The organism is Microbispora corallina (assembly GCF_016863035.1).
In the GTDB taxonomy this organism is placed as follows: Bacteria; Actinomycetota; Actinomycetes; order Streptosporangiales; family Streptosporangiaceae; genus Microbispora; species Microbispora corallina.
This window is the reverse complement of the sequence record NZ_BOOC01000001.1, coordinates 115,133-137,079: the sequence shown is the minus strand read 5'-3', so window position 1 is coordinate 137,079 and position 21,947 is coordinate 115,133. Positions and strand designations below refer to the sequence as shown.

At 73.2% G+C, this 21,947-nt stretch carries 24 protein-coding genes; 17 read left to right on the top strand and 7 right to left on the bottom strand.

Annotated elements, in window-relative coordinates; all coding sequences use genetic code 11:
• Positions 1-78: 78 nt before the first annotated feature.
• From Mco01_RS00650 to Mco01_RS00640, 3 genes are all read right to left on the bottom strand, one after another.
• Positions 79-240 carry a hypothetical protein gene (locus tag Mco01_RS00650; RefSeq protein ID WP_198167018.1) on the bottom strand — a complete coding sequence of 54 codons (162 nt, stop codon included), beginning with the start codon at positions 238-240 and terminating at the stop codon, positions 79-81.
• Positions 241-446: 206 nt separating this feature from the next.
• Positions 447-611, bottom strand: coding sequence for a hypothetical protein (locus Mco01_RS00645; RefSeq protein WP_198167017.1), 165 nt, complete (start codon positions 609-611; stop codon positions 447-449).
• A gap of 87 nt (positions 612-698) precedes the next feature.
• Positions 699-1,334 carry a TIGR03085 family metal-binding protein gene (locus Mco01_RS00640; RefSeq protein WP_204054944.1) on the bottom strand — a complete coding sequence of 212 codons (636 nt, stop codon included), beginning with the start codon at positions 1,332-1,334 and terminating at the stop codon, positions 699-701.
• Positions 1,335-1,626: 292 nt separating this feature from the next.
• Between Mco01_RS00640 and Mco01_RS00635 the strand changes: the two genes are divergently transcribed.
• On the top strand, positions 1,627-3,405 hold the full coding sequence (locus Mco01_RS00635) for an ABC transporter ATP-binding protein (RefSeq protein ID WP_204055197.1): 1,779 nt from the start codon (positions 1,627-1,629) through the stop codon (positions 3,403-3,405).
• A gap of 71 nt (positions 3,406-3,476) precedes the next feature.
• On the top strand, positions 3,477-5,195 hold the full coding sequence (locus Mco01_RS00630; protein ID WP_204055196.1) for an ABC transporter ATP-binding protein: 1,719 nt from the start codon (positions 3,477-3,479) through the stop codon (positions 5,193-5,195).
• A gap of 292 nt (positions 5,196-5,487) precedes the next feature.
• Here Mco01_RS00630 and Mco01_RS00625 read toward each other — a convergent pair whose 3' ends face one another.
• The 4 genes from Mco01_RS00625 to Mco01_RS00610 form a co-directional block, all read right to left on the bottom strand.
• Positions 5,488-6,294 (bottom strand): ABC transporter permease, encoded by an 807-nt coding sequence (locus Mco01_RS00625; protein WP_204054943.1) that lies wholly within the window; start codon positions 6,292-6,294, stop codon positions 5,488-5,490.
• Positions 6,295-6,304: 10 nt separating this feature from the next.
• Positions 6,305-7,165 carry an ABC transporter permease gene (locus Mco01_RS00620; RefSeq protein ID WP_204054942.1) on the bottom strand — a complete coding sequence of 287 codons (861 nt, stop codon included), beginning with the start codon at positions 7,163-7,165 and terminating at the stop codon, positions 6,305-6,307.
• 61 nt (positions 7,166-7,226) lie between these two features.
• Complete coding sequence (locus Mco01_RS00615) at positions 7,227-8,453, bottom strand: ABC transporter substrate-binding protein (protein ID WP_204054941.1); 1,227 nt, start codon at positions 8,451-8,453, stop codon at positions 7,227-7,229.
• Positions 8,454-8,511: 58 nt separating this feature from the next.
• Positions 8,512-9,570: an ABC transporter ATP-binding protein gene (locus Mco01_RS00610; RefSeq protein WP_239103235.1), complete on the bottom strand. Its 1,059-nt coding sequence runs from the start codon at positions 9,568-9,570 to the stop codon at positions 8,512-8,514.
• Between the two features lie 124 nt (positions 9,571-9,694).
• Between Mco01_RS00610 and Mco01_RS00605 the strand changes: the two genes are divergently transcribed.
• From Mco01_RS00605 to Mco01_RS00535, 15 genes are all read left to right on the top strand, one after another.
• Positions 9,695-10,444 carry a FadR/GntR family transcriptional regulator gene (locus tag Mco01_RS00605; protein ID WP_239103268.1) on the top strand — a complete coding sequence of 250 codons (750 nt, stop codon included), beginning with the start codon at positions 9,695-9,697 and terminating at the stop codon, positions 10,442-10,444.
• A 5-nt stretch (positions 10,445-10,449) separates the two neighbouring features.
• Positions 10,450-11,214, top strand: a complete 765-nt coding sequence (locus Mco01_RS00600; protein ID WP_204054938.1) for a cache domain-containing protein — start codon at positions 10,450-10,452, stop codon at positions 11,212-11,214.
• 95 nt (positions 11,215-11,309) lie between these two features.
• On the top strand, positions 11,310-11,672 hold the full coding sequence (gene hisI / locus Mco01_RS00595) for a phosphoribosyl-AMP cyclohydrolase (protein ID WP_204054937.1): 363 nt from the start codon (positions 11,310-11,312) through the stop codon (positions 11,670-11,672).
• The gene (locus Mco01_RS00590) at positions 11,669-12,355 is read left to right on the top strand and encodes a TIGR02234 family membrane protein (protein ID WP_204054936.1); all 687 of its coding nucleotides are present in this window, start codon (positions 11,669-11,671) and stop codon (positions 12,353-12,355) included. The genes hisI and Mco01_RS00590 overlap by 4 nt, the downstream gene beginning before the upstream one ends.
• Positions 12,356-12,503: 148 nt before the next feature.
• Positions 12,504-12,902: a CD225/dispanin family protein gene (locus tag Mco01_RS00585; protein WP_036321305.1), complete on the top strand. Its 399-nt coding sequence runs from the start codon at positions 12,504-12,506 to the stop codon at positions 12,900-12,902.
• Between the two features lie 4 nt (positions 12,903-12,906).
• Positions 12,907-13,338 (top strand): DUF2752 domain-containing protein, encoded by a 432-nt coding sequence (locus Mco01_RS00580; RefSeq protein ID WP_036321303.1) that lies wholly within the window; start codon positions 12,907-12,909, stop codon positions 13,336-13,338.
• Between the two features lie 144 nt (positions 13,339-13,482).
• On the top strand, positions 13,483-14,307 hold the full coding sequence (gene trpC / locus Mco01_RS00575) for an indole-3-glycerol phosphate synthase TrpC (RefSeq protein ID WP_204054935.1): 825 nt from the start codon (positions 13,483-13,485) through the stop codon (positions 14,305-14,307).
• Positions 14,308-14,372: 65 nt separating this feature from the next.
• Entirely contained in the window at positions 14,373-15,578 is a 1,206-nt protein-coding gene (trpB, locus tag Mco01_RS00570; RefSeq protein WP_372444741.1) for a tryptophan synthase subunit beta, read from the top strand.
• 23 nt (positions 15,579-15,601) lie between these two features.
• Positions 15,602-16,396: a tryptophan synthase subunit alpha gene (trpA, locus tag Mco01_RS00565; protein ID WP_204054933.1), complete on the top strand. Its 795-nt coding sequence runs from the start codon at positions 15,602-15,604 to the stop codon at positions 16,394-16,396.
• Positions 16,397-16,532: 136 nt separating this feature from the next.
• On the top strand, positions 16,533-17,198 hold the full coding sequence (locus tag Mco01_RS00560) for a MauE/DoxX family redox-associated membrane protein (RefSeq protein ID WP_204054932.1): 666 nt from the start codon (positions 16,533-16,535) through the stop codon (positions 17,196-17,198).
• Between the two features lie 55 nt (positions 17,199-17,253).
• Positions 17,254-18,006 (top strand): DsbA family protein, encoded by a 753-nt coding sequence (locus tag Mco01_RS00555; RefSeq protein WP_239103234.1) that lies wholly within the window; start codon positions 17,254-17,256, stop codon positions 18,004-18,006.
• Between the two features lie 181 nt (positions 18,007-18,187).
• Positions 18,188-19,333 (top strand): prolipoprotein diacylglyceryl transferase, encoded by a 1,146-nt coding sequence (gene lgt / locus Mco01_RS00550; protein ID WP_204054931.1) that lies wholly within the window; start codon positions 18,188-18,190, stop codon positions 19,331-19,333.
• On the top strand, positions 19,330-20,049 hold the full coding sequence (locus Mco01_RS00545; protein WP_036321294.1) for a VIT1/CCC1 transporter family protein: 720 nt from the start codon (positions 19,330-19,332) through the stop codon (positions 20,047-20,049). Before lgt ends, Mco01_RS00545 begins: the two co-directional genes overlap by 4 nt.
• Positions 20,046-20,969 carry a hypothetical protein gene (locus Mco01_RS00540; RefSeq protein ID WP_204054930.1) on the top strand — a complete coding sequence of 308 codons (924 nt, stop codon included), beginning with the start codon at positions 20,046-20,048 and terminating at the stop codon, positions 20,967-20,969. Before Mco01_RS00545 ends, Mco01_RS00540 begins: the two co-directional genes overlap by 4 nt.
• Positions 20,970-21,181: 212 nt before the next feature.
• The gene (locus Mco01_RS00535) at positions 21,182-21,916 is read left to right on the top strand and encodes an SDR family NAD(P)-dependent oxidoreductase (protein WP_204054929.1); all 735 of its coding nucleotides are present in this window, start codon (positions 21,182-21,184) and stop codon (positions 21,914-21,916) included.
• The last annotated feature ends 31 nt before the right edge of the window (positions 21,917-21,947 follow it).

Genomic DNA, 21,947 nt, shown 5'->3' with positions numbered 1-21,947 from the left:
CGTGCCGTGGGGGAGAGCGGCCGGCTCGCGCCGGCCAGGGCGATGGGCGGCTCCCGTCAGCTCCTCAGCGGCGTCAGGTCATCTCAGAACCGTCGTGAAGAAGGTCGCCAAGCGGCTCGCGCCCGTGTTGACGGTGCTGAACACGCCCTTCACAGCACCGGCGGCGGCCTGCGGTTGGCTGTAGAGGTAGAAGACCACGAACGCGATGGCCGCGTACGTAAGAACCTTCTTGACCTGCATAGGGGGGCCTCCTGCGGTCGGTTTCCCGGTCGTTTGTACCCGGCGACAGGAATGATCATAACTAGCCGGGAAGCCATGAGCCCGTTCCATCCCGACCTTGGTATGGGCGCCGTCTCGCAGGTTGAGAAGGGTGCGCACCGCCCCGGGCCGATCGCCCGCCGATCAGCCGCCGACCGCCGGGAGCGCGGACGACCCGGCGCCGGGGCTCAGCCGGAGACCAGCGAGGTGAAGAAGGCCGACAGGCGCTCGGCGCCCGTGCTGACGCCGCCGAACAGGCTCTTCACGGCCGCGGCGGCGTTGGCGGGCTGCGTGAACAAATAGAAGATCACGAAGGCCACCACCAGATAGGTCAGCACCTTTTTGACGTTCATGGGGAGCTCCAAACATCGTGCGCTGCCCTCATGCTGCCCCATGCCCAATCTTTAAGTGCGGAATTCGGGGAGATCGCCCTTATGCCGTCACATGCCGAACGGGGCCTCCCGCAGCCGGGCCACGGCGTCCGGCTCGCCGTCGTAGCCGACCCTGGCGTGGGCCTGCCGCCCGAAGGCGAAAAGCAGCAGCTCGGAGGGCTCCCCGGTGACCACGACGGCCGGTTCCGCCCGCCTGCCGGGCGCCCGCGTGCCGTCGGGCCGGCGGAGCACGACCCCGACCGGTGAGCGGCGCAGGAACAGCCGCGCCCCCCGCCTGACGCGGTCCCAGAACAGGTCCTCCTGCTCGGCGGGCAATCGCCGGGGCTCCCAGCCCGGCTGAGCCCTCCGGACGTCCTCGTGGTGGACGAACAGCTCCAGCGTGTTCACGGCCGCGTCGAGCCCGGGCACCAGCCCGTACGGCGACCAGGCGGGCGGGCCCTCCCGGACGAGGCTCACGAGCGCGGGGTAGGAGTGGCGGCGCTTGAGCCCCTCCTGCACCGAGCGGGTGTGGCCGGCCAGGAACGGCAGGGCGATGCCCGCGGCGGCGTCGGGGCGGCGCTCGCGGAGCACGAGGTGGGCGGCGAGGTCGGCGGTCGTCCAGCCCGCGCAGAGCGTGGGCGCGTCGGGACCGAGCCGGTCCAGCAGGTCGCTGAGCGCGGCGCGCTCAGCCCGGACGTGTGTCACGCGATCACCCTATGCCCCGCGCTCCCCGCCCCCGCGTTCCGCCGCCGCGTGACGGCTGTGTCCGGGGGCCGCGCCGGGGCGTCCGCCGGAGCAGGGCACGTGGCCGGAATAATCCGCTTGATCGGGATGATAGGGAGTAACTAGGACTAAAGGCTTGGTAACGCGTCGGCCGGGCGGCCGATCCGCGGGTGCCCCCGGCCTGTGTACCGTCCCATGCGTATACCGTCCCCGAGCGAGAGGAACGCTCCGCGTGCCGACCAAGGAGTCCCCCGCGCGGGAGAACAGCTCCGTCATGCTCCGAGGTCTGCGGGTCATCGGCGTGGCCGTGAAGGCGGAACCCCGGATCTTCACCGCCGCCGTGCTCGCGAGCGCCGTGTACGGCGGGATGACGGTGGCGTCGTCCTGGGCGCTCGGCTGGGCGACCGACAACGCCGTCCTGCCCGCGTTCGCCCGCGGCGGGATCGGCGGGAGCACGCTCGTGGTCTCCGCGCTGCTGATCGTCGGCGTCGCCGTCCTCAAGGCCGCCGGGATCATGGGGCGCCGCATCCTGGCCGGCGTCATGCAGTACCGGATGCAGGCCCGCACCCGCCGCGCGGTCACCCGCCAGTACCTGAAGCTGCCCCTGAGCTGGCACCACCGGCACCCGACCGGGCAGCTGCTGTCGAACGCCAACGCCGACGTCGAGGCCGCCTGGGCGCCGCTCGCGCCGCTGCCGATGGCCGTCGGCGTCGTCGTGATGCTCGTGACCGCCGCCACCGCCATCGTGCTGGTCGACCCGGTGCTCGCGGTCGTCGGCTTCCTGATCTTCCCGGCCGTGGCCGTGCTCAACCTCGTCTACCAGCGCCGCCTCTCGCCGCTCGCGATGCGGGCGCAGCAGCTGCGGGCCGAGGTGAGCGAGGTCGCCCACGAGAGCTTCGACGGCGCGCTCGTGGTGAAGACGCTCGGCCGCGAGGACGACGAGGCCGAGCGGTTCCGCGCCCGGGCCGACGAGCTGCGCGACGCCAACATCGCGGTCGGCCGCGTGCGCGGCCTGTTCGACCCGCTGCTGGAGGCGCTGCCCACGCTGGGCGTGCTGGCCGTGCTGCTGGTCGGCTCGGTGCGGCTGGAGTCGGGCGGCGTCGCGGCCGGCGAGCTGATCCAGATCGCCTACCTCTTCACGCTGCTGGCGTTCCCGATCCGCGCGCTGGGCTGGGTCCTCGCGGAGCTGCCGCGCAGCGTCGTCGGCTGGACCCGGGTGCGGGACGTCCTCGACGCCACCGGCTCCATGGAGTACGGCACGGCGGAGCTCGACGGGACCGGCCCGGCCGCGATCGAGGCCGAGGGGGTGACCTACGCCTACGCCGAGGGGGCGCCGGTCCTCACGGACGTGACGTTCTCCGTGGCGCCCGGGCGGACGGTCGCCGTCGTCGGGCCCACCGGCTCGGGCAAGTCCACGCTCACCCAGCTCCTCGCCCGGCTCATCGACCCCGGCTCCGGCGCGGTCCGGATCGACGGGACCGACCTGCGCGAGGCGGCCAAGGGCGCCGTCAGCGCCTCCGTGGCCCTGGTGCCCCAGCAGACGTTCCTGTTCGACGACACCGTGCGGGGCAACATCGCGCTCGGCCTCGCCGTCCCCGACGAGACGATCTGGGCGGCGCTCCGGCTGGCGCAGGCGGACGGGTTCGTCAGCGCGCTGCCGTCCGGCCTGGACACCAAGGTCGGCGAGCGCGGCGCGACCCTGTCGGGCGGCCAGCGGCAGCGCGTCGCGCTCGCCCGGGCGCTCGTGCGCCGCCCCCGGCTGCTCATCCTGGACGACGCGACCTCCAGCGTGGACCCGCAGGTGGAGAAGCGGATCCTGTACGGCCTGCGGGACGGCGCGGGGGACTCCACGGTGATCGTGGTGGCCTACCGGATGGCGACGATTGCGCTGGCCGACGAGGTCGTCTACCTGGAGCACGGCGCCGTGGCCGACCACGGGACCCACGAGCGGCTGCTGGCCCGCTGCGAGGGCTACCGCAGGCTGGTGACGGCCTACGAACGCGAGGAGGCCGAGCGCGCCGCGCTCGACAGCGACGAGGAGGTCGTGGCGTGACCGCCGTGACGGAGGAGACCACCGGCCTGCGGGCGGCCGAGCGTACGGCCGTGGAGACGATCAGGCACGGCATGCGGCTGTCGCCCGAGTTCCGCCGCGGCCTCGCCGGGACCCTGGCGCTGGCCGTCCTGGCCACCGTCGGCAAGGTCATCGTGCCGATCGCGGTGCAGCAGGTGATCGACCGGGGCCTGGGCGGCGGCGCCCCCGACGTGCCGTTCATCCGGAACGCCATCGTCCTGTGCGCCCTCGCCGTCCTGCTGACCGCCCTGTGCGGCTACCTCATGAACGTCCGGCTCTACCGCTCGACCGAGTCGGGCCTGGCGACCCTGCGGGGCAAGGCGTTCCGGCACGTGCACGACCTGTCGGTGCTCAGCCAGAACAGCGAGCGGCGCGGGGCGCTCGTCTCGCGGGTGACCGGCGACGTCGACCAGATCAGCGCCTTCATGCAGTGGGGCGGCCTGGTCATCGTGGTCGCTTTCGGCCAGCTCCTCGTCGCGACCGTGCTGATGGCCGTCTACTCCTGGCAGCTCACCCTGCTGGTGTGGGGGTGCTTCCTGCCGCTGGTGGTGGCGCTGCCGCGCTTCCAGAGGCTCGTGGCCCGGGCGTACATCCGGGTGCGCGAGCGCACCGGCGACGTGCTGGCCGCGGTCAGCGAGTCGGTCGTCGGCAGCGCGGTGATCCGGGCCTACGGCTCCGAGGACCGCACGTCCGAGCGGATCGACCGGGCCGTCGACGGGCAGCGGGCGGCCCAGACCAGGGCGCAGAAGATCATCGGGTTCACGTTCCCCGTCACAGAACTGGTCGCGTCGATCGCGGTGGCCCTCGTGGTCGTCGCCGGCGTCGGGCTGGGCGCGGCGGGGTCGATCAGCGCCGGGCGGCTCATCGCGTTCCTGTTCCTGATCACGCTGTTCATCAGCCCGCTGCAGACGGCGACCGAGGTGCTCAACGAGGCCCAGAACGCGATCGCGGGCTGGCGGCGCGTCCTCGGCGTGCTCGACACCCCGGCCGACGTGGCCGACCCGGCCGGCGAGGGCGTGACGCTGCCGCGCGGCCCGATCTCCGTGCGGTTCGAGGACGTCGGGTTCGCCTACCCGGGGGGAGCCCCGGTGCTGCACGAGGTGTCGGAGGAGATCGTGCCGCGCACCCGGGTGGCGATCGTGGGGGAGACCGGCTCGGGCAAGACGACGTTCGCCAAGCTGCTGACCCGGCTCATGGACCCCACCTCGGGCCGGGTCCTGGTCGACGGCGTCGACCTGCGGAAGGTCAGGTTCTCCTCCCTGCGGGAGCGGATCGTCATGGTGCCCCAGGACGGGTTCCTGTTCGACTCCACGCTGGCGGACAACATCCGGTTCGGCCGGCCCTCGGCCACCCTGGACGACGTGCGGCTCGCGCTCACCGAGCTGGGGCTGGCCGACTGGCTCGACGGCCTGCCCGCGGGCCTCGACACCCCGGTCGGGCAGCGCGGCGAGTCGCTGTCGGCCGGCGAGCGCCAGCTCGTCGCGCTCGCGCGGGCCTACCTGGCCGACCCGGACCTGCTGCTGCTCGACGAGGCCACCTCCGCCGTCGACCCGGCCACCGAGGTGCGGCTGGCCCGCGCCCTCGACGGCGTCACCCGCGGCCGCACCGCCGTCTCCATCGCCCACCGCCTGTCGACCGCCCAGGCGGCCGACGAGGTCCTCGTCTTCCAACACGGCCGCGTCGTGCAGCGCGGCCCGCACGACGTCCTGGTGGAGGAGCCCGGCGTCTACGCCGACCTGTACGCCTCCTGGACCAGCGCCGTGACCTCGTAGGCGCGATCAGCCAGGCGTGGAACGGCGCCTACAGTCGAAGCGGCAGCGTCGTGACCGTGACCGGCGCCGGGGTGGAACGCCGCCATCCCGGCCGCCGGCACGGCGGCGTTCCGCTTCCACTGGGAGATGGTGAGAACCGCCTCCGGCGAGGTGGACTCGGTCGGTTTCGACTTCCTCACACTGGGCGAGGACGGCCGGATCAGAACCGACCACCAGTTCATCGAGAGCTGACCTCGCGCCCCGGCCCTCCGCGGCCGTGCCAAAGCGCGCGAGGGCCGGTCAGCGGCTGCCCTTACCCGCCCTGGACGCGGGCGTTGTCGCCGGACAGGCGCTGGGCCAGGTAGATCGGGATCACCGACAGCACGATGAGGGCGGCCGCGACCACGTTGACGACGGGCGCCTGGTTGGGCCGGAAGAGGTTCTCGAAGATCCAGATCGGCAGCGTGCGGACGCCCGCGCCGGCCGTGAACGTGGTCACGATGATCTCGTCGAACGACAGGGCGAAGGCCAGCAGGCCCCCGGCGAGCAGCGCCGAGCGCATCATCGGGAACGTCACCAGGCGGAACGTGGTGAACGTGTCGGCTCCCAGGTCGGCCGAGGCCTCCTCCAGGGACAGCCCCATGCGGCGCAGCCGGGCCAGCACGTTGTTGTAGACGGTCACCACGCAGAAGGTGGCGTGGCCGACGATCACGGTCAGCAGGCCGAGGGGCACGCCGAGCACCGCGTGGAAGGTGTTGCTGAGGGCGATGCCGGTCACGATGCCTGGCAGCGCGATCGGCAGGACGATCACCAGCGAGACCGTGTCGCGGCCGAAGAACCGGTACCGCTGCACGGCGAAGGCCGCCATCGTGCCGAGCACGAGCGCGACGGCCGTCGCCCCGAGGCCCGCCTCGACCGAGGTCCACAGCGCGTCGCGCAGGCCCGCCGACTCCAGGGCCGTCCCCCACCAGCGCAGCGTGAGGCCGGCGGGCGGCCACCCGAACGTCCGGTCGGAGTTGAACGAGTTGAGCAGCACCACGGCCAGCGGCACGTAGACGACGGCGAGGCCGGCCGCGAGCGCCGCCCGGAGCGCGATCCTGGCCGTGCGGGAGAGGTTCACCGGGCCTCCTTCAGAGGTTGTCCAGGGCGCCGGTGCGCCGCACGGCCGCGAGGTACACCAGCATGATCACGACTGGCACGGTCGCCACGGCGGCCGCGAACGGGAGGTTGTTGGCCGCGCCGATGTTGTCGTAGACCACGTTGCCGATGAGCTGGGACTTGCCGCCCACGATCTTCACGGTGATGTAGTCGCCCAGCGACAGGGAGAACGTGAAGATCGAGCCGGCCACGACGGCCGGGAACGTCAGCGGCCACACGACCGTGCGGAAGGTCCGCCACCCCCGGGCGCCGAGGTCCCCGGCCGCGTCCAGCAGCGACCCGGGCAGCCGCTCCAGGCCCGCGTAGATCGGCAGGATCATGTACGGCAGCCAGAGGTACGACAGGGTCAGGATCGTGGCCGTCAGCCCGTACCCCCAGCCGAGGACGCCGTCCGACGACAGCATGACCCGCCAGGCGTACGCCTTGACCAGGTACGACGCCCACAGCGGGGTGAGCACCAGGATGACCAGCCACCGCTGCGCCCGGGGCGAGGCGACCTTGGCCATCGCGAACGCCATCGGGAACGCGATCACCAGGTCGATCGCGGTCACCGCGACCGCCACCCCGACCGAGCGCAGGGCCACCGTCCGGTAGACGTCGCCGGTGACCAGGTCGTGGAAGTTGGCCCAGGTGAAGACGCGCACGACGTCGCCGGTGAAGACGTCGGTCGACCAGAACGCGGTGACGAACAGGGCCGCGAGGGCGCCCAGGTACGCCAGGCCCAGCCAGGCCAGCGGGGCCGACAGCAGCAGCGACAGCCGTACGCCGGCGTGCCGGTGCAGGAACGCCGCCGCCCGCCGCCGGGGCCCGGCGGCGACGACCGGTGTCGTCATTGGTGGTCCTCCAGTTCGGCCGCCCGCCCGGGAGCCGCCTCCCGGGCGGGCGGGGGGAGCGTCAGCCCTTGATCTCGGTCCAGGCGCGGGTCCACTGCGAGTAGTCCGTGCACTTCACGTCCGTGCGGCCGTCGAGGCACTGGGCGATCGGCGTGGTCCAGTAGTGGACCTTGGAGAAGTAGCTCTCGTCGGTCGCGTGGTAGGTGTCGCAGAACGACTTGTCGGAGGTCTCCTGGCACGCCTTGGAGTTGGACGGCGCCTCGCCGAACCACTCGGCCACCTGGGCGTTGGCCTTGGGGGAGATGATCCAGTCCATCCACTTGTACGCGCAGGTGGGGTGCTTGGCCTTCGCCGCCACCATCCAGGTGTCCGACCAGCCGGTCGAGCCCTCCTTGGGCAGCGTGACGTCGACCGGGGCCTTCTCCGCCTTGACGAGGTTGGCGATGACCTGCCAGGTCGTGCCCACGACCGTGTCGCCGCCCTTGAACGACTGCACGGCCTTCGTGTAGTCGGACCAGTACTCGCCGATGATCGACTTCTGCTGCTTGAGCAGGTCGACAGCGGCCTGGAGCTGCTTGTCGTCCAGCGCGTACGGGTCCTTGATCCCGAGCTCGGGCTTGGCCGACATCAGGTACAGGGCCGCGTCGGCGATGTAGATCGGCGAGTCGTAGGCCGTGACCTTCCCCTTGTACGGCGAGTTGGGGTCGAAGACGACGCTCCACGAGTCGGGCGCCGGGCTGACCTTGTCGGACCGCCACATCAGCAGGTTGGCGCCCCGGCCGTGCGGCACGCCGTACGCGACGCCGTTGACCGAGTTCCACGGCTTGAGCTTGAGGCCGTCGAACACGTCCTTGTAGTTCGGGATCAGGTCGGTGTTGACCGGGGCGACCGTCCCGGACGCGATGAGGCGCAGCGAGGCGTCGCCGGAGGCGGAGACGGCGTCGTACTCGCCGGTCTTCATGAGGTTGACCATCTCGTCGGAGGTCCCGGCGGTCTTGGTGTTGACCGTGCAGCCGGTGGCCTTCTCGAACGGGTGGACCCAGTCGACCTTGGGGTCGTTGGAGCCGTCCTCGGCGTACCCGGCCCAGGCCACGAGGTTGACCTGGCCCTCGCCTGCGCCGAGGGACTTCAGCGCCTCGATCTTCGGCGGGGTGAAGGCGCCGCCGGCCCCCGCGGGGGCCGATCCGGTGGTGGTGGACGAGCCGCCGCAGCCGGCGACGGCGGCGAGCGCCAGCGCTGCGGTGACGACGAGGCTGGGCCGCGCGAGGCGCGGGCGGGGGGACCGCATCGTGTTCTCCTTGGGGTTGTGCGCGTGCGGGTGGTGCCGGAGGGGGCGGCGCCGGCGGTCAGCCGCCGGCGGCCACGGGGTCGGGATCGGGGGCGGCGACGGGGAACTCGTGGCGGCGGTGCCAGGCGAGCGTGACCCTGGCGCCCCGCAGGGCCATCACGTCCATGGACGAGACCTGCAGGTTCTGCTGGAGGGCGATCAGCCGGCCGCCCGCGTCGAGGTCGACCACGAACCGCGTCGACGGCCCGGCGTAGACCACCTCGCGGACCGTCCCGGCGGCGCTGTGCTCGTCCGGCCCGGGCGTCCCGTCGCCCGGAACGACCCGCAGCTTCTCCGGGCGCACGCTGTAGGTGCCCTCCCGGCCGAGCACGGCGACCGCGGCCTCGCCGGAGATCAGGTTCGAGGTGCCGACGAACCCGGCGACGAACGCCGTCGCGGGCCGCTCGTAGATCTCCGCGGGCGTGCCGACCTGCTCGATCCGGCCCTGGTTGAACACCGCCACCCGGTCGCTCATGGTGAGCGCCTCCTCCTGGTCGTGGGTGACGAACAGGAACGTGATGCCGACCTCCCGCTGGATGGCCTTCAGCTCGACCTGCATCTCCTCGCGGAGCTTGAGGTCGAGCGCGCCGAGCGGCTCGTCCAGCAGGAGCACCCGGGGCCGGTTCACGAGGGCGCGCGCGAGCGCCACCCGCTGCCGCTGGCCCCCCGACAGCTGTGCCGGGCGGCGCCCCTCGAATCCCTCCAGCCGGACCGAGCGCAGCGCGTCGAGGGCCCGCTCGCGGCGCGGCCCCCGGGGGACCTTCTTCACCCGCAGGCCGTACTCGACGTTCTGCAGCACGCTCATGTGGGGGAACAGGGCGTAGTCCTGGAAGACGGTGTTCACGTCGCGCTCGAACGGCGCGAGGCGGGTGACGTCGCGGCCGCCCAGCTCGACCGTCCCCGCCGTGGGCGCCTCGAACCCGGCGATCATGCGCAGCACGGTCGTCTTGCCCGAGCCCGACGGCCCGAGCATGGCGAAGAACTCCCCGTCCGCCACGTCGAGGTCGACGCCCGCGACGGCCTGCACGGCGCCGAAGCTCTTGCGCAGGCCCCGGAGGCTGACTGCTTGGTCTGGCATGAACGGAAACATATGGAGTTAAATGTTTCTCGTAAAGGGTCCGCCCGGTATCACTGTGTTAACTTTCCTCCCGGCGCCGGAGCGGGACCCGGACGAGCCGACGACAGCGGGGGCGCCCGTGAACATGGCACGCCTGGCCGTCTTCTCGCCGGTGGACAGCACCGCGAGGGTCGACGCCGTGGTCCGCCGTCTCGCCGACGCCATCGCCGTCGGCCTGCTCGCCGACGGGGAGCAGCTGCCCAGCGAGGCCGAGCTCGCCGGCCGCCTCGGCGTGTCGACGGTCACCCTGCGGGAGGCGCTGATGGCGCTGCGGCAGCGGGGGATGGTGGAGACCCGCCGCGGCCGCGGCGGCGGCAGCTTCGTCCGGGTGCCGCCCGAGCTCGACCCCGGGATCCGGCTGCGGACGCTCGCGGCCGACGAGATCCGCGACTTCGGCGACCACTACGCGGCCATCGCGGGCTCGGCCGCCCGGCTCGCCGCCCGGCGCGCGCTGCCCGGCGACGTCGCGCCGTTGCGGCGCTCCCTCGACGAGATGGCCGCCGCGGCCGCCGCCCTCGGCGACGGGTGCGAGCCGGCCCCCGAGGCGTACGCGCTGCTGCGGCGGCTCGACGGACGGTTCCACATCGAGGTGGCGGCCGCCTCGCAGTCGGCCAGGCTCACCCGGGAGGAGATCCGGTTACAGGCCGACATCGGACCGTTGCTCTGGCTTCCGCGACGCTCCCTGAGCGGGCACGATGAGATGGCGGCACAGCACAGGGCCATCGCCGGCGCCATCGAGGACGGCGACGGCGACCGCGCGAGGGCCGTCGCCGAGCGGCACGTGCTCGACGCGACAGAACACCTCATCGAGCTTCGGCTGCTGCTTCAGGAGTAGACGAGATGACCGCGAACGCCCCTGTGGCCGCCCCCGTACCCGTCCCGGTCCCGGAAGCGCCCGCCGTCCGGGACCACGCCGCCGAGGCCGTGGCGCGGGTCCGCGAGGCGGCCGAGGGCGTGTTCGCGGCGCTGCGCGAGGTGCGCGCCGCCACCGTCGCGTCCCTGCGCCCGGCGGGCGGCCGCCGGCCCGTCGTCGCCGACCTCGCGGCGCTGCGGCCGCTGCTGTGGTCCCGCCTCGACGCCGGCCGCGTCCCGGCGCTGCCCGCGCTGATCGCCGGGATCGGCTTCATCGCCGCCCCCGGCCTGCTTGCCGACGCGCCCTGGTACCTGGAGTGGTGGCAGGAGAACCCGGCCGGCGACCCCGTTCAACTGCTGCGCGACCTCGACCCGTCGAGCAGCGCCTTCTACGACTACACGCACTGGGACTGGTACACAGGCCCGCTGTCCGGCGCGGAGCTCACCGTCTGCGGTCCGTACGTCGACTACCTGTGCACCGACGAGTACAGCCTCACCCTCTCCGTGCCCGTGACGGTCGAGGGGGCCTTCGCGGGCGTGGCGGCCGCCGACGTGTTCGTCCGCCGGTTCGAGGGCGCCGTGCTGCCCGCGCTGCGCGGGATCCCCGCGCCCGCGTTCCTCGTGAACGCGGGGGGCCGCGTGGTCGCCTCCAACACCGCCCGCTGGACCGCCGGTTCCGTCTACCGGGGCGGCGAGGGCTACACGGTGCGGCCGGTGGGCGAGCTGCCCCTGTCCCTCGTCACGGGCGCCTGACGCCCGCGGTCCCGCGCGTGCCCAGGCGGGCACGGCGGGCGGGGGTACGGCGGGGGCACGGCGGGGGCACGGGACCGCTGCGGCACAATTGGCCCATGGCCCTCGACCAGAAGATCGCCGACCGCCTCAGGCGGACCCCGGACGGCCTGGTGCCCGCGATCGTCCAGCAGCACGACACCGGCGAGGTGCTGATGCTCGCCTGGATGGACGACGAGGCCCTGCACCGCACGCTGACGACCGGCCGGGCGACCTACTGGTCCCGCAGCCGCGGGGAGTACTGGGTGAAGGGCGACACCTCCGGCCACGTCCAGTGGGTGAAGCACGTCGCGCTCGACTGCGACGGCGACACCGTGCTGCTCAAGGTCGACCAGGTGGGAGCGGCCTGCCACACCGGCGACCGCACGTGCTTCGACGCCGACGTGCTCGACGCGCACGTGGCGGGCGCGGGCGGCGCATGAGCGGCGGGCGGGCGCCGGACGCGGCGGCGGCGGCCGGGCCGCGCGACCCCGCGCGGGCGGCCCGCCGGTCGCTGCTCGTCTGGCTCGCCGCCTGCGCGGCCGGAGGCGGTCTCGCGCTGCTGGCCGCGGGACGGACCTGGGCGGCCGTGACCTTCTCCGCGCAGGCCGGCCCCCTGTCGGCCGGCCGCGTCTCCCTGTCCGGGGGCGAGCTGGTCGCCTCCCTGACCCCCTCCGTGCTGGCCGCGCTCGCCGCGGCGGTCGCCGTGCTGGCCACGCGGGGGATCGCCCGCCGCGTGATCGGGGCGGTGATCTCCCTGTGCGGGCTCGCGGCCGCGGCCGGGGCCTGGAGCGGCACGCGGGCGGAGACCATCGCCGGGACGGCCCGGGAGCACGCCTCGACCGCGATGGTGCCCTCGGGCGGAGCGGTCGCGCACTCCGTGACGTGGGCGTGGCCGCTCGCCGCCGTGGCGGGCGGGCTGGTCCTGGTCGCGGCGGGCGTCGTCGCGGCCGTGGCCGGAGGGCGCTGGCCGGGAATGTCCAGCCGGTACGACCGGCCCGCCGGAGGCGGTCCCGCCCGCACCCCGGGGCGCGAGCGGGCGCCGCGGAGCGAGCGCGCGATGTGGGACGCCCTCGACGAGGGGGCGGATCCCACGATCGAGCCTCCGCGGGACCGTTCCTCGTGACACCCTGTGAGGGCCCCGGGCCGGCGGCCTGACGCCGATCGTTGCCGGGCTCAGATCACAACTTGTCCACAAACTGGACTTATCCCGACCTTATGGCGGGCCCGTCGCTAAGCTCTCGCCGCAATCAGTGATCTCACAGGAGTATCCAATGAGCTACGGAAATCAGCCGGGCGACACGGGGGGCTACGGGGCCCAGCCGCCCGGAGGGGGATACGGACCGCCCGGAGGCTACCCGCCGCCCGGCGGCTACGGTCCTCCGGGGGGATACGGGGCCGGCCCCACGCCGCCCAACAACCACCTGGTGATGGCCATCCTCACCACGATCTTCTGCTGCCTGCCCCTGGGCATCGTCTCGATCGTCTTCGCCAGCCAGGTCAACTCGAAGTGGACCGCCGGCGACTACCAGGGCGCCGTGGCGGCCTCCGAGTCGGCGAAGAAGTGGTGGATCGCCTCCCTAGCGGCCGGTCTCGTGGTCCTGGTGCTGTACATCGTTCTGGTCGTGGTGGCCGGCGTGTTCAGCTTCAGCACCTCGAGCTCGTCATACTGAGGCCATGGCGGCGATCGTCCCCGGGCGGCGCGGGGCGGACCGGCTCCGGTCGGTCCTCGCGCCGCTCGGTGTGGCGGCCGCGACCGCCGCGGCCTTCGTGTACGTCGGGGTCGTCGACCCCAACCGGCCCGGGCACTACCCCACCTGCCCCTTCCTGTTCCTGACGGGGCTGTACTGCCCGGGCTGCGGCACCCTTCGCGCCATGCACGCCCTGGGACACGCCGACGTCGCCGGAGCGCTCGGATTCAACCCGCTCGCCGTGGCGACCGTCCCGTTCCTCCTGTTCTGGTGGGGCCGCTGGGCGCTACGATCATGGCAGGGACGGCCTGCGCGCACGAGCCTCGCGCACCCCGCGTACCTCTGGGGACTCCTCGCGATCGTGATCGTTTTTTGGGTGGCGCGTAATACGTCTTACGGACATTTCCTCGCACCCTGACACCACCCGGTGGCGGCTCGACGCGAGACGGGCCGATACCATCGCAGGGCAGGACAGCGAGACCAGCCGACCGGAGGGATCCCTACGCGTGAGCGAGCGGACAGGTACTTCGCGCGAGCTCCGAGCCGAAGGCGAGGAGGGCGCGTGAGTGTTCTCGACGACATCATCCTGGGCGTACGGGAGGATCTCGAAGACCGGCAGCGCACCGTGTCGATCGATGAGCTCAAGCGCAAGGCCTCCCGCGCCCCAGAGCCGCGCGACGCGTACGCCGCGCTGGGCGGGGACCGCGTCTCGGTGATCGCCGAGGTGAAGCGGTCGAGCCCCTCGAAGGGCGCGCTCGCCGCGATCGCCGACCCCGCGTCCCTGGCCGCCGACTACGAGGCGGGCGGGGCCCACGTCATCAGCGTGCTGACCGAGCGGCGCAGGTTCGGCGGGACGCTGGCCGACCTGGCGGCCGTGCGCGCCGCGGTCGACATCCCCATCCTGCGCAAGGACTTCATCGTCACGTCGTACCAGCTGTGGGAGGCCCGCGCGTACGGCGCCGACCTCGCGCTGCTGATCGTGGCGGCCCTGGACCAGCAGGCGCTCGTGTCCCTGATCGAGCGGGCGGAGTCGATCGGCCTCGCCCCGCTCGTCGAGGTGCACACCGAGGAGGAGCTCGACCGCGCGGTCGACGCCGGCGCCCGGATCATCGGGGTGAACGCCCGCAACCTCAAGACCCTCGAGGTGGACCGCGAGGTGTTCGCGAAGCTCGCGCCCAAGGTGCCGGACGGCATCCTGAAGATCGCGGAGTCGGGGGTGCGCGGGCCGCACGACCTGCTCGCGTACGCGAGGGCCGGGGCGGACGCCGTCCTCGTCGGGGAGAGCCTGGTGACGGGCCGCGACCCCAAGACCGCGGTCAACGACCTGGTGACCGCGGGCGCCCACCCTGCCTCCCGGCAGGACAGCGGGTCCGAGAAGCAGTCGTGAACCGCGGAGCCAACGAAGGAGGCGGTGTGACCGCGACGGATGACACCCTGCTCACCCCCGCCGACCTGGCCGGCAACGGCGTGTACGGCGACGACCCCGACGTGCGCGGCAAGTTCGGGATCTTCGGTGGCCGGTACGTGCCCGAGGCGCTCATCCCGGCGCTCGACGAGGTGGCCGCGGAGTACGAGAAGGCCAAGGGCGACCCGGAGTTCCTGCGGGAGTTCGACCACCTGCTGCGGACCTACGCGGGGCGGCCCACGACGCTGACCGAGGTGCCGCGCTTCGCCGCGCACGCGGGCGGCGCCCGCATCCTGCTCAAGCGCGAGGACCTCACCCACACCGGCGCCCACAAGATCAACAATGTGCTCGGGCAGGCCCTGCTGACCAAGCGGCTCGGCAAGAACCGGGTCATCGCCGAGACGGGCGCGGGCCAGCACGGCGTGGCCACCGCGACCGCCGCGGCGCTCATGGGCCTGGAGTGCGTCATCTACATGGGCGCCGTCGACTGCGAGCGCCAGGCGCTCAACGTGGCCCGCATGAAGCTGCTCGGCGCCACCGTCGTCCCGGTCACCAACGGCAGCCAGACGCTCAAGGACGCCATCAACGAGGCGTTCCGCGACTGGGTCACCAACGTCGACCACACCCACTACCTGTTCGGCACGGTGGCCGGCCCGCACCCGTTCCCGGAGATCGTGCGCGACTTCGCGCGGATCATCGGGGTGGAGGCCCGCCGCCAGACGCTGGAGCTGACCGGCCGGCTGCCCGACGCGGTCGCCGCCGCCGTCGGCGGCGGGTCCAACGCGATCGGGATCTTCCACGCGTTCATCAACGACCCGGGCGTCCAGCTCCACGGCTACGAGGCCGGGGGCCGCGGCGTCGAGACCGGCGAGCACGCGCTCACCCTGACCGAGGGGAGCGTGGGCGTCCTGCACGGCGCCCGCACCTACGTCCTGCAGGACGAGGAGGGCCAGACGATCGAGTCCCACTCGATCTCGGCCGGCCTCGACTACCCCGGGGTCGGCCCGGAGCACGCCTGGCTGAAGGACTCCGGCCGCGCCGCGTACCACGGCGTCACCGACGAGGAGGCCATGGAGGCGTTCGCCCTGCTCGCCAGGACCGAGGGCATCATCCCGGCCATCGAGTCCTCGCACGCGCTCGCGGGCGCCCTCCGTCTCGGCCGCGAGCTCGGCCCGGACGCGACCATCCTGGTGAACCTGTCGGGCCGCGGCGACAAGGACATGGGCACCGCGATGAAGTACTTCAACCTCTGAACCGGCACCGATAGGGCATCCCGATGACGACTCTCCAAGCGGTGTTCGACAAGGCCCGGGCCGAGGACAGGGCCGCGCTCGTCGGCTACCTGCCCGCCGGCTTCCCGACCAAGGACGGCGCGGTCGCCGCGGCGACCGCCATGGTCGAGGCCGGCTGCGACGTGATCGAGATCGGCCTGCCGTACTCCGATCCGCTCATGGACGGCCCGACCATCCAGGACGCGGTGCACCGGTCGCTGACCAACGGCACCCGCATCGCCGACGTGCTGCGCACGGTGGAGGGCGTCGCGAGGTCCGGCGCGGCCACGCTCGTCATGACGTACTGGAACCCGATCGACCGGTACGGCGCCGAGCGGTTCGCGCGCGACCTCGCCTCGGCCGGCGGCGTGGGCACGATCACGCCCGACCTGACGCCGGAGGAGTCCGAGCCGTGGCTCGCCGCGAGCAAGGAGGCCGGGATCGACACGGTCTTCCTCGTCGCGCCGAGCTCGCCCGACGAGCGCATCGCCCGGGTCGCCGGGTGCTGCACCGGCTTCGTGTACGCCGCCTCGCTCATGGGCGTCACCGGCGCCAGGGCGACCGTCGGCGCGGCCGCCGAGGGGCTGGTCAAGCGGACGCGGGAGCACACGCCGCTGCCCGTCTGCGTCGGCCTCGGCGTCGGCACCGGCCCGCAGGCCGCCGAGGTGGCCGCGTACGCCGACGGCGTGATCGTCGGCTCGGCGTTCATCCGGCGCCTGCTCGACGCGCCCGACGAGGCGTCCGGGCTCGCCTCGGTCCGGGAGCTCGCCGCGGAGCTCGCCCGGGGTGTCCGTCGCTGACCCCTTCGGGTCGTTTGACCAGGCCATGCGGCCGTCGCCGGTCCGTACGGCACGGCTTACCATGCTCTTATCCAACACATGGTGAGGTTGGATCCCGGTACTGTTCAGTCGGAGTTGCCTACCGGGCGGGGAGACTATGGTTCAGTTGGCGTCCGGCACCTCGGTGTCGGAGAGGTTACAAACCGCGAAGCCGGCGCTCTCCTGGGTGACGACGGCGGCGCGGCTGGTGCTCGCCGGCGTGCTCATCGTCGCGGGGGCGATGAAGATCGGCGCCCCGGCCCTGTCGGTGCAGGCGGTTCGGGCCTACCAGCTGCTGCCGGACGGTCTCGCCACGGCCTTCGGGTACGGGCTGCCGGTACTGGAGATCATCCTGGGCCTGCTGCTGGTCGTCGGACTGCTGACCCGTCCGGTCGCCGCGGTGGGCGGCGTCCTCATGGCGATGTTCATCGTCGGCATCGCGTCGGCGTGGGCCAGGGGCCTGCGCATCGACTGCGGGTGCTTCGGAGGCGACGGCAGCCTCGCGGCGGGCCAGGATCCCAACTACTTCTGGGAACTGCTGCGGGACATCGGGCTGTTCGCCTGCGCCGCCTGGACGGTGATCAGGCCGCCCGGCCGCCTGGCTCTCGACTCCGCGCTCGGCCTCACCGGGCCGCCGGAGGCGGGGGAGGAAGACGCCCCGTCCGAGGGCCTGCACGAGGCCCGCTCCGAGGCCCCGTCCGAGGCCCGGTCCGAGGCCCGGTCCGCGGCCCGGTCCGAGGGTGCGTCCGGGAGTCCGTCCGGGGGCGAGGACGTGAGGCGGTGACGCCACCACAGGCAGGCGGGGGAGCGCCGGTGGGCGCGGCCAGGGGGGAGGCTCGGTGAGCAAGCGAACGAGCGAGGCGGCCAGGGCGCGCATCGCGGCGCAGCGGGAGGCCCTGCGCAAGCAGGAGCAGCGCAAGCGCATGACGACGATCATCGCGGTCGTGGTGATCGCCGTGGTCGCTGTGGCGATCGGCTGGTGGTCGATGCGGCAGGGGGAGTCGGAGAAGGTCACCGGCGGCCTCGCCCCCGTCACGATCCAGGAGGACGGCTCGGTCGTCATGGCCAAGCCGGGCGTGACCGCGCCCGTGGTCGACGTGTACGAGGACTACCAGTGCCCGGCCTGCAAGCAGCTTGAGGAGACCAGCGGCTCGACGCTGAAGAACCTCGCGGCCGAGGGCAAGGCGAAGGTCGTCTATCACATGATCACGATCTTCAGTGACGAGCCGGCCCACTCCAACTCGCTGCGCGCCGCCAACGCCGCCCGGTGCGTCACCGACGGCTCCCAGTACATGAAGTTCCACGACCTGCTCTATCAGAGGCAGCCGAGTGAGACCGAGACCGGGTTCAGTCCCGACGACCTCGTGAAGTGGGGCAAGGAGGCCGGCGTCACCGCGCCCGACTTCGAGACGTGCGTGCGGCAGCAGCGCAACGTCTCCGCCCACGAGCAGTACACCAGCACGATCATGTCGTCCCTCAAGCTGAGCGGGACGCCGACGGTCATGCTCAACGGCCAGAGCCTCGACACGGGCACGGCGTTCGTGCCGAGCGCCCTGCGCGACGCCGTGGTCAAGGCCTCCTCCAAGGGCTGAAATCGACGGGACGTGAAGAGCCGGGGACCGGTCCCCGGCTCTTCCGCTGCCCGGGATCGGGGCGTCCGGGGGCGGTCCGCGAAGGCGGGGGGAGGCCGGGCGGAACGGCGGATGACGGACTGGGCACGTTCGTCCACGGCGCGCACCGAGGGCACCCCCTCTTGCGGTAACGTCACGTGACATGCCCCTCCTCGCCTCGATTCCCAGCCCGTCCCAGGGGGTCTGGAATCTCGGACCGATCCCGATCCGGGCGTACGCGCTGTGCATCGTGCTCGGCGTCATCGTCGCCGTCTGGATCGGCGAGCGCCGCTGGCGCGCCCGCGGCGGCGCGCCCGGGACCGTCACCGACCTGGCCGTATGGGCCGTGCCGTTCGGCCTCGTCGGCGGCCGCCTCTACCACGTCATCACCGACTGGCAGCTCTACTTCGGCGCCGACGCCCCGAAGCGGCCGGTCGACGCGCTCTTCATCTGGGAGGGCGGCCTCGGCATCTGGGGCGCCATCGCCCTCGGCGCCCTCGGCGTCTACATCGGCTGCCGCCGCCGGAGAATTTCGTTCACCGCGGTGGCCGACACCCTGGCCCCCGGCGTCGCCGTCGCCCAGGCCATCGGGCGGTGGGGCAACTACTTCAACCAGGAGCTGTTCGGCGGACCGACCGACCTGCCGTGGGGGCTGCGCATCGATCCGGGCCGTCCCGGCACGGTGCCGGGGGTGGAGACCTACCACCCCACCTTCCTGTACGAGTCGCTGTGGGACCTCGCCCTCGCGGGCGTGCTCGTGCTGGCCGGCCGCAGGTTCGGGCTGCGCCATGGCCGGCTGTTCGCCCTGTACGTCGCGGGCTACACCCTTGGCCGGTTCTGGATCGAGGGCCTGCGGGTCGACCCGGCCCACCACGTCCTCGGCCTGCGGCTCAACCAGTGGACCTCGATCGTCATCTTCCTGCTCGCGCTGGCGTACTTCTGGGTGACCCGCGACAAGTCCGGGGACGAGCCGCTGGGCGTGACCGCCGAGCCCGCGGGCGGCCCGGCCGACGGCGACGCCGACCCGGCCCACCAGAGGGACCAGGCCGACGAGTCCGACCTGCGCGACCACGACGAGGCGTCGCCCGGGGGAGAGCGCACCTCCGGCGACGATCCCGGCGGGCCGGCCGCCGCCCTGGAGGGCGCGGACGGGACCGCTCGGGACGAGGCCGCCCTTTCTGCCGGCACCCCTGCCGACACCGGCACCGGGACCGCCGCCGACACCGCTGCCGGCACCGCCGTCGACACCGCCTCCGCGTCCGCCGCGGAGGTGGGGGCCGCCTCCGATCGGGAGGCCGGCCGGCGATGACCCAGGCGGACTCGGGGGAGCGGGCCGAGATCCACCACCAGCACCGCGATGTCAACGGAGGCTGGTTACGGCCCGCGGTTTTCGGTGCCATGGACGGCCTGGTGTCCAACTTCGCCCTGATCGCGGGCGTGGCGGGAGGCACGGCGGATACGAAGATCATCGCTCTGGCGGGCGTGGCCGGTCTGGCGGCCGGGGCCTTCTCGATGGCGGGCGGCGAGTACGTCTCGGTCGCCAGCCAGAGCGAGCTGGCCCAGGCCGAGATCGACATCGAGCGTCGCGAGCTGGAGCGGAATCCCGAGGCCGAGGAGGAGGAGCTCGCCCAGCTCTACGTCCAGCGCGGCGTCGACCCGGCCACGGCGCGGGAGGTCGCCCGGCAGATCTCCCGCAACCCCGAGCAGGCGCTCGTCGTGCACGCCCGCGCCGAGCTGGGCGTCGATCCGCACGACCTGCCGTCGCCGGTCCTGGCCGCGGTCTCCTCGTTCCTGTCCTTCAGCGTCGGCGCGGTGGTCCCGCTGGCGCCCTACCTGTTCGGCGTCCGCGGGCTGTGGATCTCGGCGATCGTGTCCATGGTGGCGCTGTTCGCCGCCGGGGCCGTCGTCTCCCGCGTGACTGCCCGCAGCTGGTGGTTCGGCGGACTGCGGCAGCTGCTGGTGGGCGCGCTCGCGGCCGCCCTCACCTGGGGACTCGGCTCGCTGATCGGGGCCGGCGGCCTATGACCAAGCGCAAGCGCCGGTCCTCCGCACCGGCGCCGCGCTGGACCGGCTCGGCGCTGTCCGAATGGGGGCTGTCCGAGCGGAATCAGCGGATCCTCGTGTGGACCGGGTCCGTCGTGGCCGTCCTGGCCGTGGCGCTCGTCCTCACGCTGCTGGTCAACGTGTTCGCGGGCGGCCAGGCGGCGCCGGTCCCTGAGTCCGGGGGCGGCGTCATCGGCCAGGGCCGTCCGTCGGCGTACCAGGCATGGCCGTCGGTCAAGGAGTTCGCGCCGATCGCCGACCGCAGGGCCGACGCGCGGCCGCTGACGGCCCAGGAGGTGTTCGGCGCCCGGACGCTGACGGCCGGCAAGGTCACGCTGCGCAGGGTCGCCGCCCACCTGGACTCCGGCTGCGCCGGGGCCGTCTGGGGGGCCGACGTGGTCGACGCGCTCAACGGGGCGGGGTGCACCCAGGCGCTGCGCGGCCTGTACGCCACCCAGGACGGGGCGTATGTCGCGGAGTACACGATGTTCAACCTCGCCGACGAGAAGTCGGCCAACACCCTCGTGCAGTCCCTCGGGACGCTCTACCGTGGCGGCTGGACGCTCCCCCTGGAGTCCCCGAAGGCCGCCTTCGGCGCGTACACCGAGGGCAGCGGCCAGGCGATGGGCCACTACGCCGGGGTGGTGTGGATCGGCAGGTCCGACGGCGCGGAGCCGGGGGAGAAGGACGACTTCGTCATGCTCGGCCTGGCCGCCCGCGAGGTCGAGAAGGCCCTCTACCGCCGGGTGGTCGACGTCGCCGGGGTGCCCACCGCCCCCGTGAAGCCCGGGTCCGGGGACGACACCGCCCAGCCGTCCGAGGCCGCCCCCAGCGAGCCCGGCGCCGGGCCGAGCCCGTCCCCGTCGGGCGCCGTCCCGTCCGGGAGCCTCGCCCCGCAATGAGGTCGCCGGACGGCCGGACGGTCGCGGACGAGGGACGCGAAGCCGGATCCGTCGTGTGAGCGGGCGCGATGTGGGGGAGGACGACGGCTGAGCCGGCGCCGGCCCCGTCCTCGCCGATCGGCGCCGAACCCGCTGATCCACTCCGGCGGGGTCCGCGGGCGGGCCGGCGCGGCGGTGAGACGACCGCCTGTCTCGGGCGAAGGGGGATCGCCATGGAGATGTCAGGGCTCACCGCTCTCGTCACCGGCGCGACGGCCGGGATCGGCAGGGCGGTCGCCGTTCGACTCGCCGGGGAAGGCGCCGAGGTCGTCGTCCACGGACGCGACGCCGAGCGCGGCGCCGCCGTGGTCGGGGAGACCGAGGAGGCGGGGAGAAGGGGGCGCTTCGCGGGGGCCGACCTCACCGACAGTGCCGACGTGCTGCGCCTGGCGCAGGAGGCGGGCGACGTCGACGTGCTGATCAACAACGCCGGCGTCTACCGGTTCCTGCCGACCTCGCAGATGACGGACGAGTTGTTCGCCCTGCACATGGACCTCAACACCCGGGCTCCGTACCTGCTGGTCCGGGCGCTGGCGCCGGGCATGGCGGAGCGCGGAGGCGGCACCATCGTGAACGTCAGCACGATGGCGGCCACCGTGCCCACGAAGGGCGCCGGGATGTACGCCGCCTCCAAGGCCGCGCTCGAACAGCTGACCCGGGTGTGGGCCGCCGAGTACGCCGAGGAGGGCATCCGGGTCAACGCGGTCGCCCCCGGCCCGACGCGCACACCGGGGACCGGCGACATGGACGCGGCCGTGCTCGAGGCGATCGCGGCGACGACCGCCCTGCGCCGGGTCGCCGAACCCGAGGAGGTGGCCGAGGCCGTCGTCTTCCTCGCCTCCCCTCGCGCGAGCTACATCACCGGGGTCGTCCTGGAGGTGGCCGGCGGCCGCCCCGCCATCGGCTGACGGCCCACCGCCCGCTGACGGCAGGTGCGAC

Excerpts from the sequence above, each read along its gene's own strand:
- Mco01_RS00610 (WP_239103235.1), bottom strand. The coding sequence starts at position 9,570 with ATGCCAGACCAAGCAGTCAGCCTCCGGGGCCTGCGCAAGAGCTTCGGC.
- Mco01_RS00615 (WP_204054941.1), bottom strand. The coding sequence starts at position 8,453 with ATGCGGTCCCCCCGCCCGCGCCTCGCGCGGCCCAGCCTCGTCGTCACC.
- Mco01_RS00645 (WP_198167017.1), bottom strand. The coding sequence starts at position 611 with ATGAACGTCAAAAAGGTGCTGACCTATCTGGTGGTGGCCTTCGTGATC.
- Mco01_RS00580 (WP_036321303.1), top strand. The coding sequence starts at position 12,907 with ATGGCGGCGATCGTCCCCGGGCGGCGCGGGGCGGACCGGCTCCGGTCG.
- Mco01_RS00540 (WP_204054930.1), top strand. The coding sequence starts at position 20,046 with ATGACCAAGCGCAAGCGCCGGTCCTCCGCACCGGCGCCGCGCTGGACC.
- Mco01_RS00560 (WP_204054932.1), top strand. The coding sequence starts at position 16,533 with ATGGTTCAGTTGGCGTCCGGCACCTCGGTGTCGGAGAGGTTACAAACC.
- Mco01_RS00535 (WP_204054929.1), top strand. The coding sequence starts at position 21,182 with ATGGAGATGTCAGGGCTCACCGCTCTCGTCACCGGCGCGACGGCCGGG.
- Mco01_RS00630 (WP_204055196.1), top strand. The coding sequence starts at position 3,477 with ATGCGGCTGTCGCCCGAGTTCCGCCGCGGCCTCGCCGGGACCCTGGCG.
- Mco01_RS00590 (WP_204054936.1), top strand. The coding sequence starts at position 11,669 with ATGAGCGGCGGGCGGGCGCCGGACGCGGCGGCGGCGGCCGGGCCGCGC.
- Mco01_RS00650 (WP_198167018.1), bottom strand. The coding sequence starts at position 240 with ATGCAGGTCAAGAAGGTTCTTACGTACGCGGCCATCGCGTTCGTGGTC.
- trpA (WP_204054933.1), top strand. The coding sequence starts at position 15,602 with ATGACGACTCTCCAAGCGGTGTTCGACAAGGCCCGGGCCGAGGACAGG.
- Mco01_RS00545 (WP_036321294.1), top strand. The coding sequence starts at position 19,330 with ATGACCCAGGCGGACTCGGGGGAGCGGGCCGAGATCCACCACCAGCAC.
- hisI (WP_204054937.1), top strand. The coding sequence starts at position 11,310 with ATGGCCCTCGACCAGAAGATCGCCGACCGCCTCAGGCGGACCCCGGAC.
- Mco01_RS00635 (WP_204055197.1), top strand. The coding sequence starts at position 1,627 with ATGCTCCGAGGTCTGCGGGTCATCGGCGTGGCCGTGAAGGCGGAACCC.
- lgt (WP_204054931.1), top strand. The coding sequence starts at position 18,188 with ATGCCCCTCCTCGCCTCGATTCCCAGCCCGTCCCAGGGGGTCTGGAAT.
- Mco01_RS00600 (WP_204054938.1), top strand. The coding sequence starts at position 10,450 with ATGACCGCGAACGCCCCTGTGGCCGCCCCCGTACCCGTCCCGGTCCCG.
- Mco01_RS00605 (WP_239103268.1), top strand. The coding sequence starts at position 9,695 with ATGGCACGCCTGGCCGTCTTCTCGCCGGTGGACAGCACCGCGAGGGTC.
- Mco01_RS00620 (WP_204054942.1), bottom strand. The coding sequence starts at position 7,165 with ATGACGACACCGGTCGTCGCCGCCGGGCCCCGGCGGCGGGCGGCGGCG.
- Mco01_RS00585 (WP_036321305.1), top strand. The coding sequence starts at position 12,504 with ATGAGCTACGGAAATCAGCCGGGCGACACGGGGGGCTACGGGGCCCAG.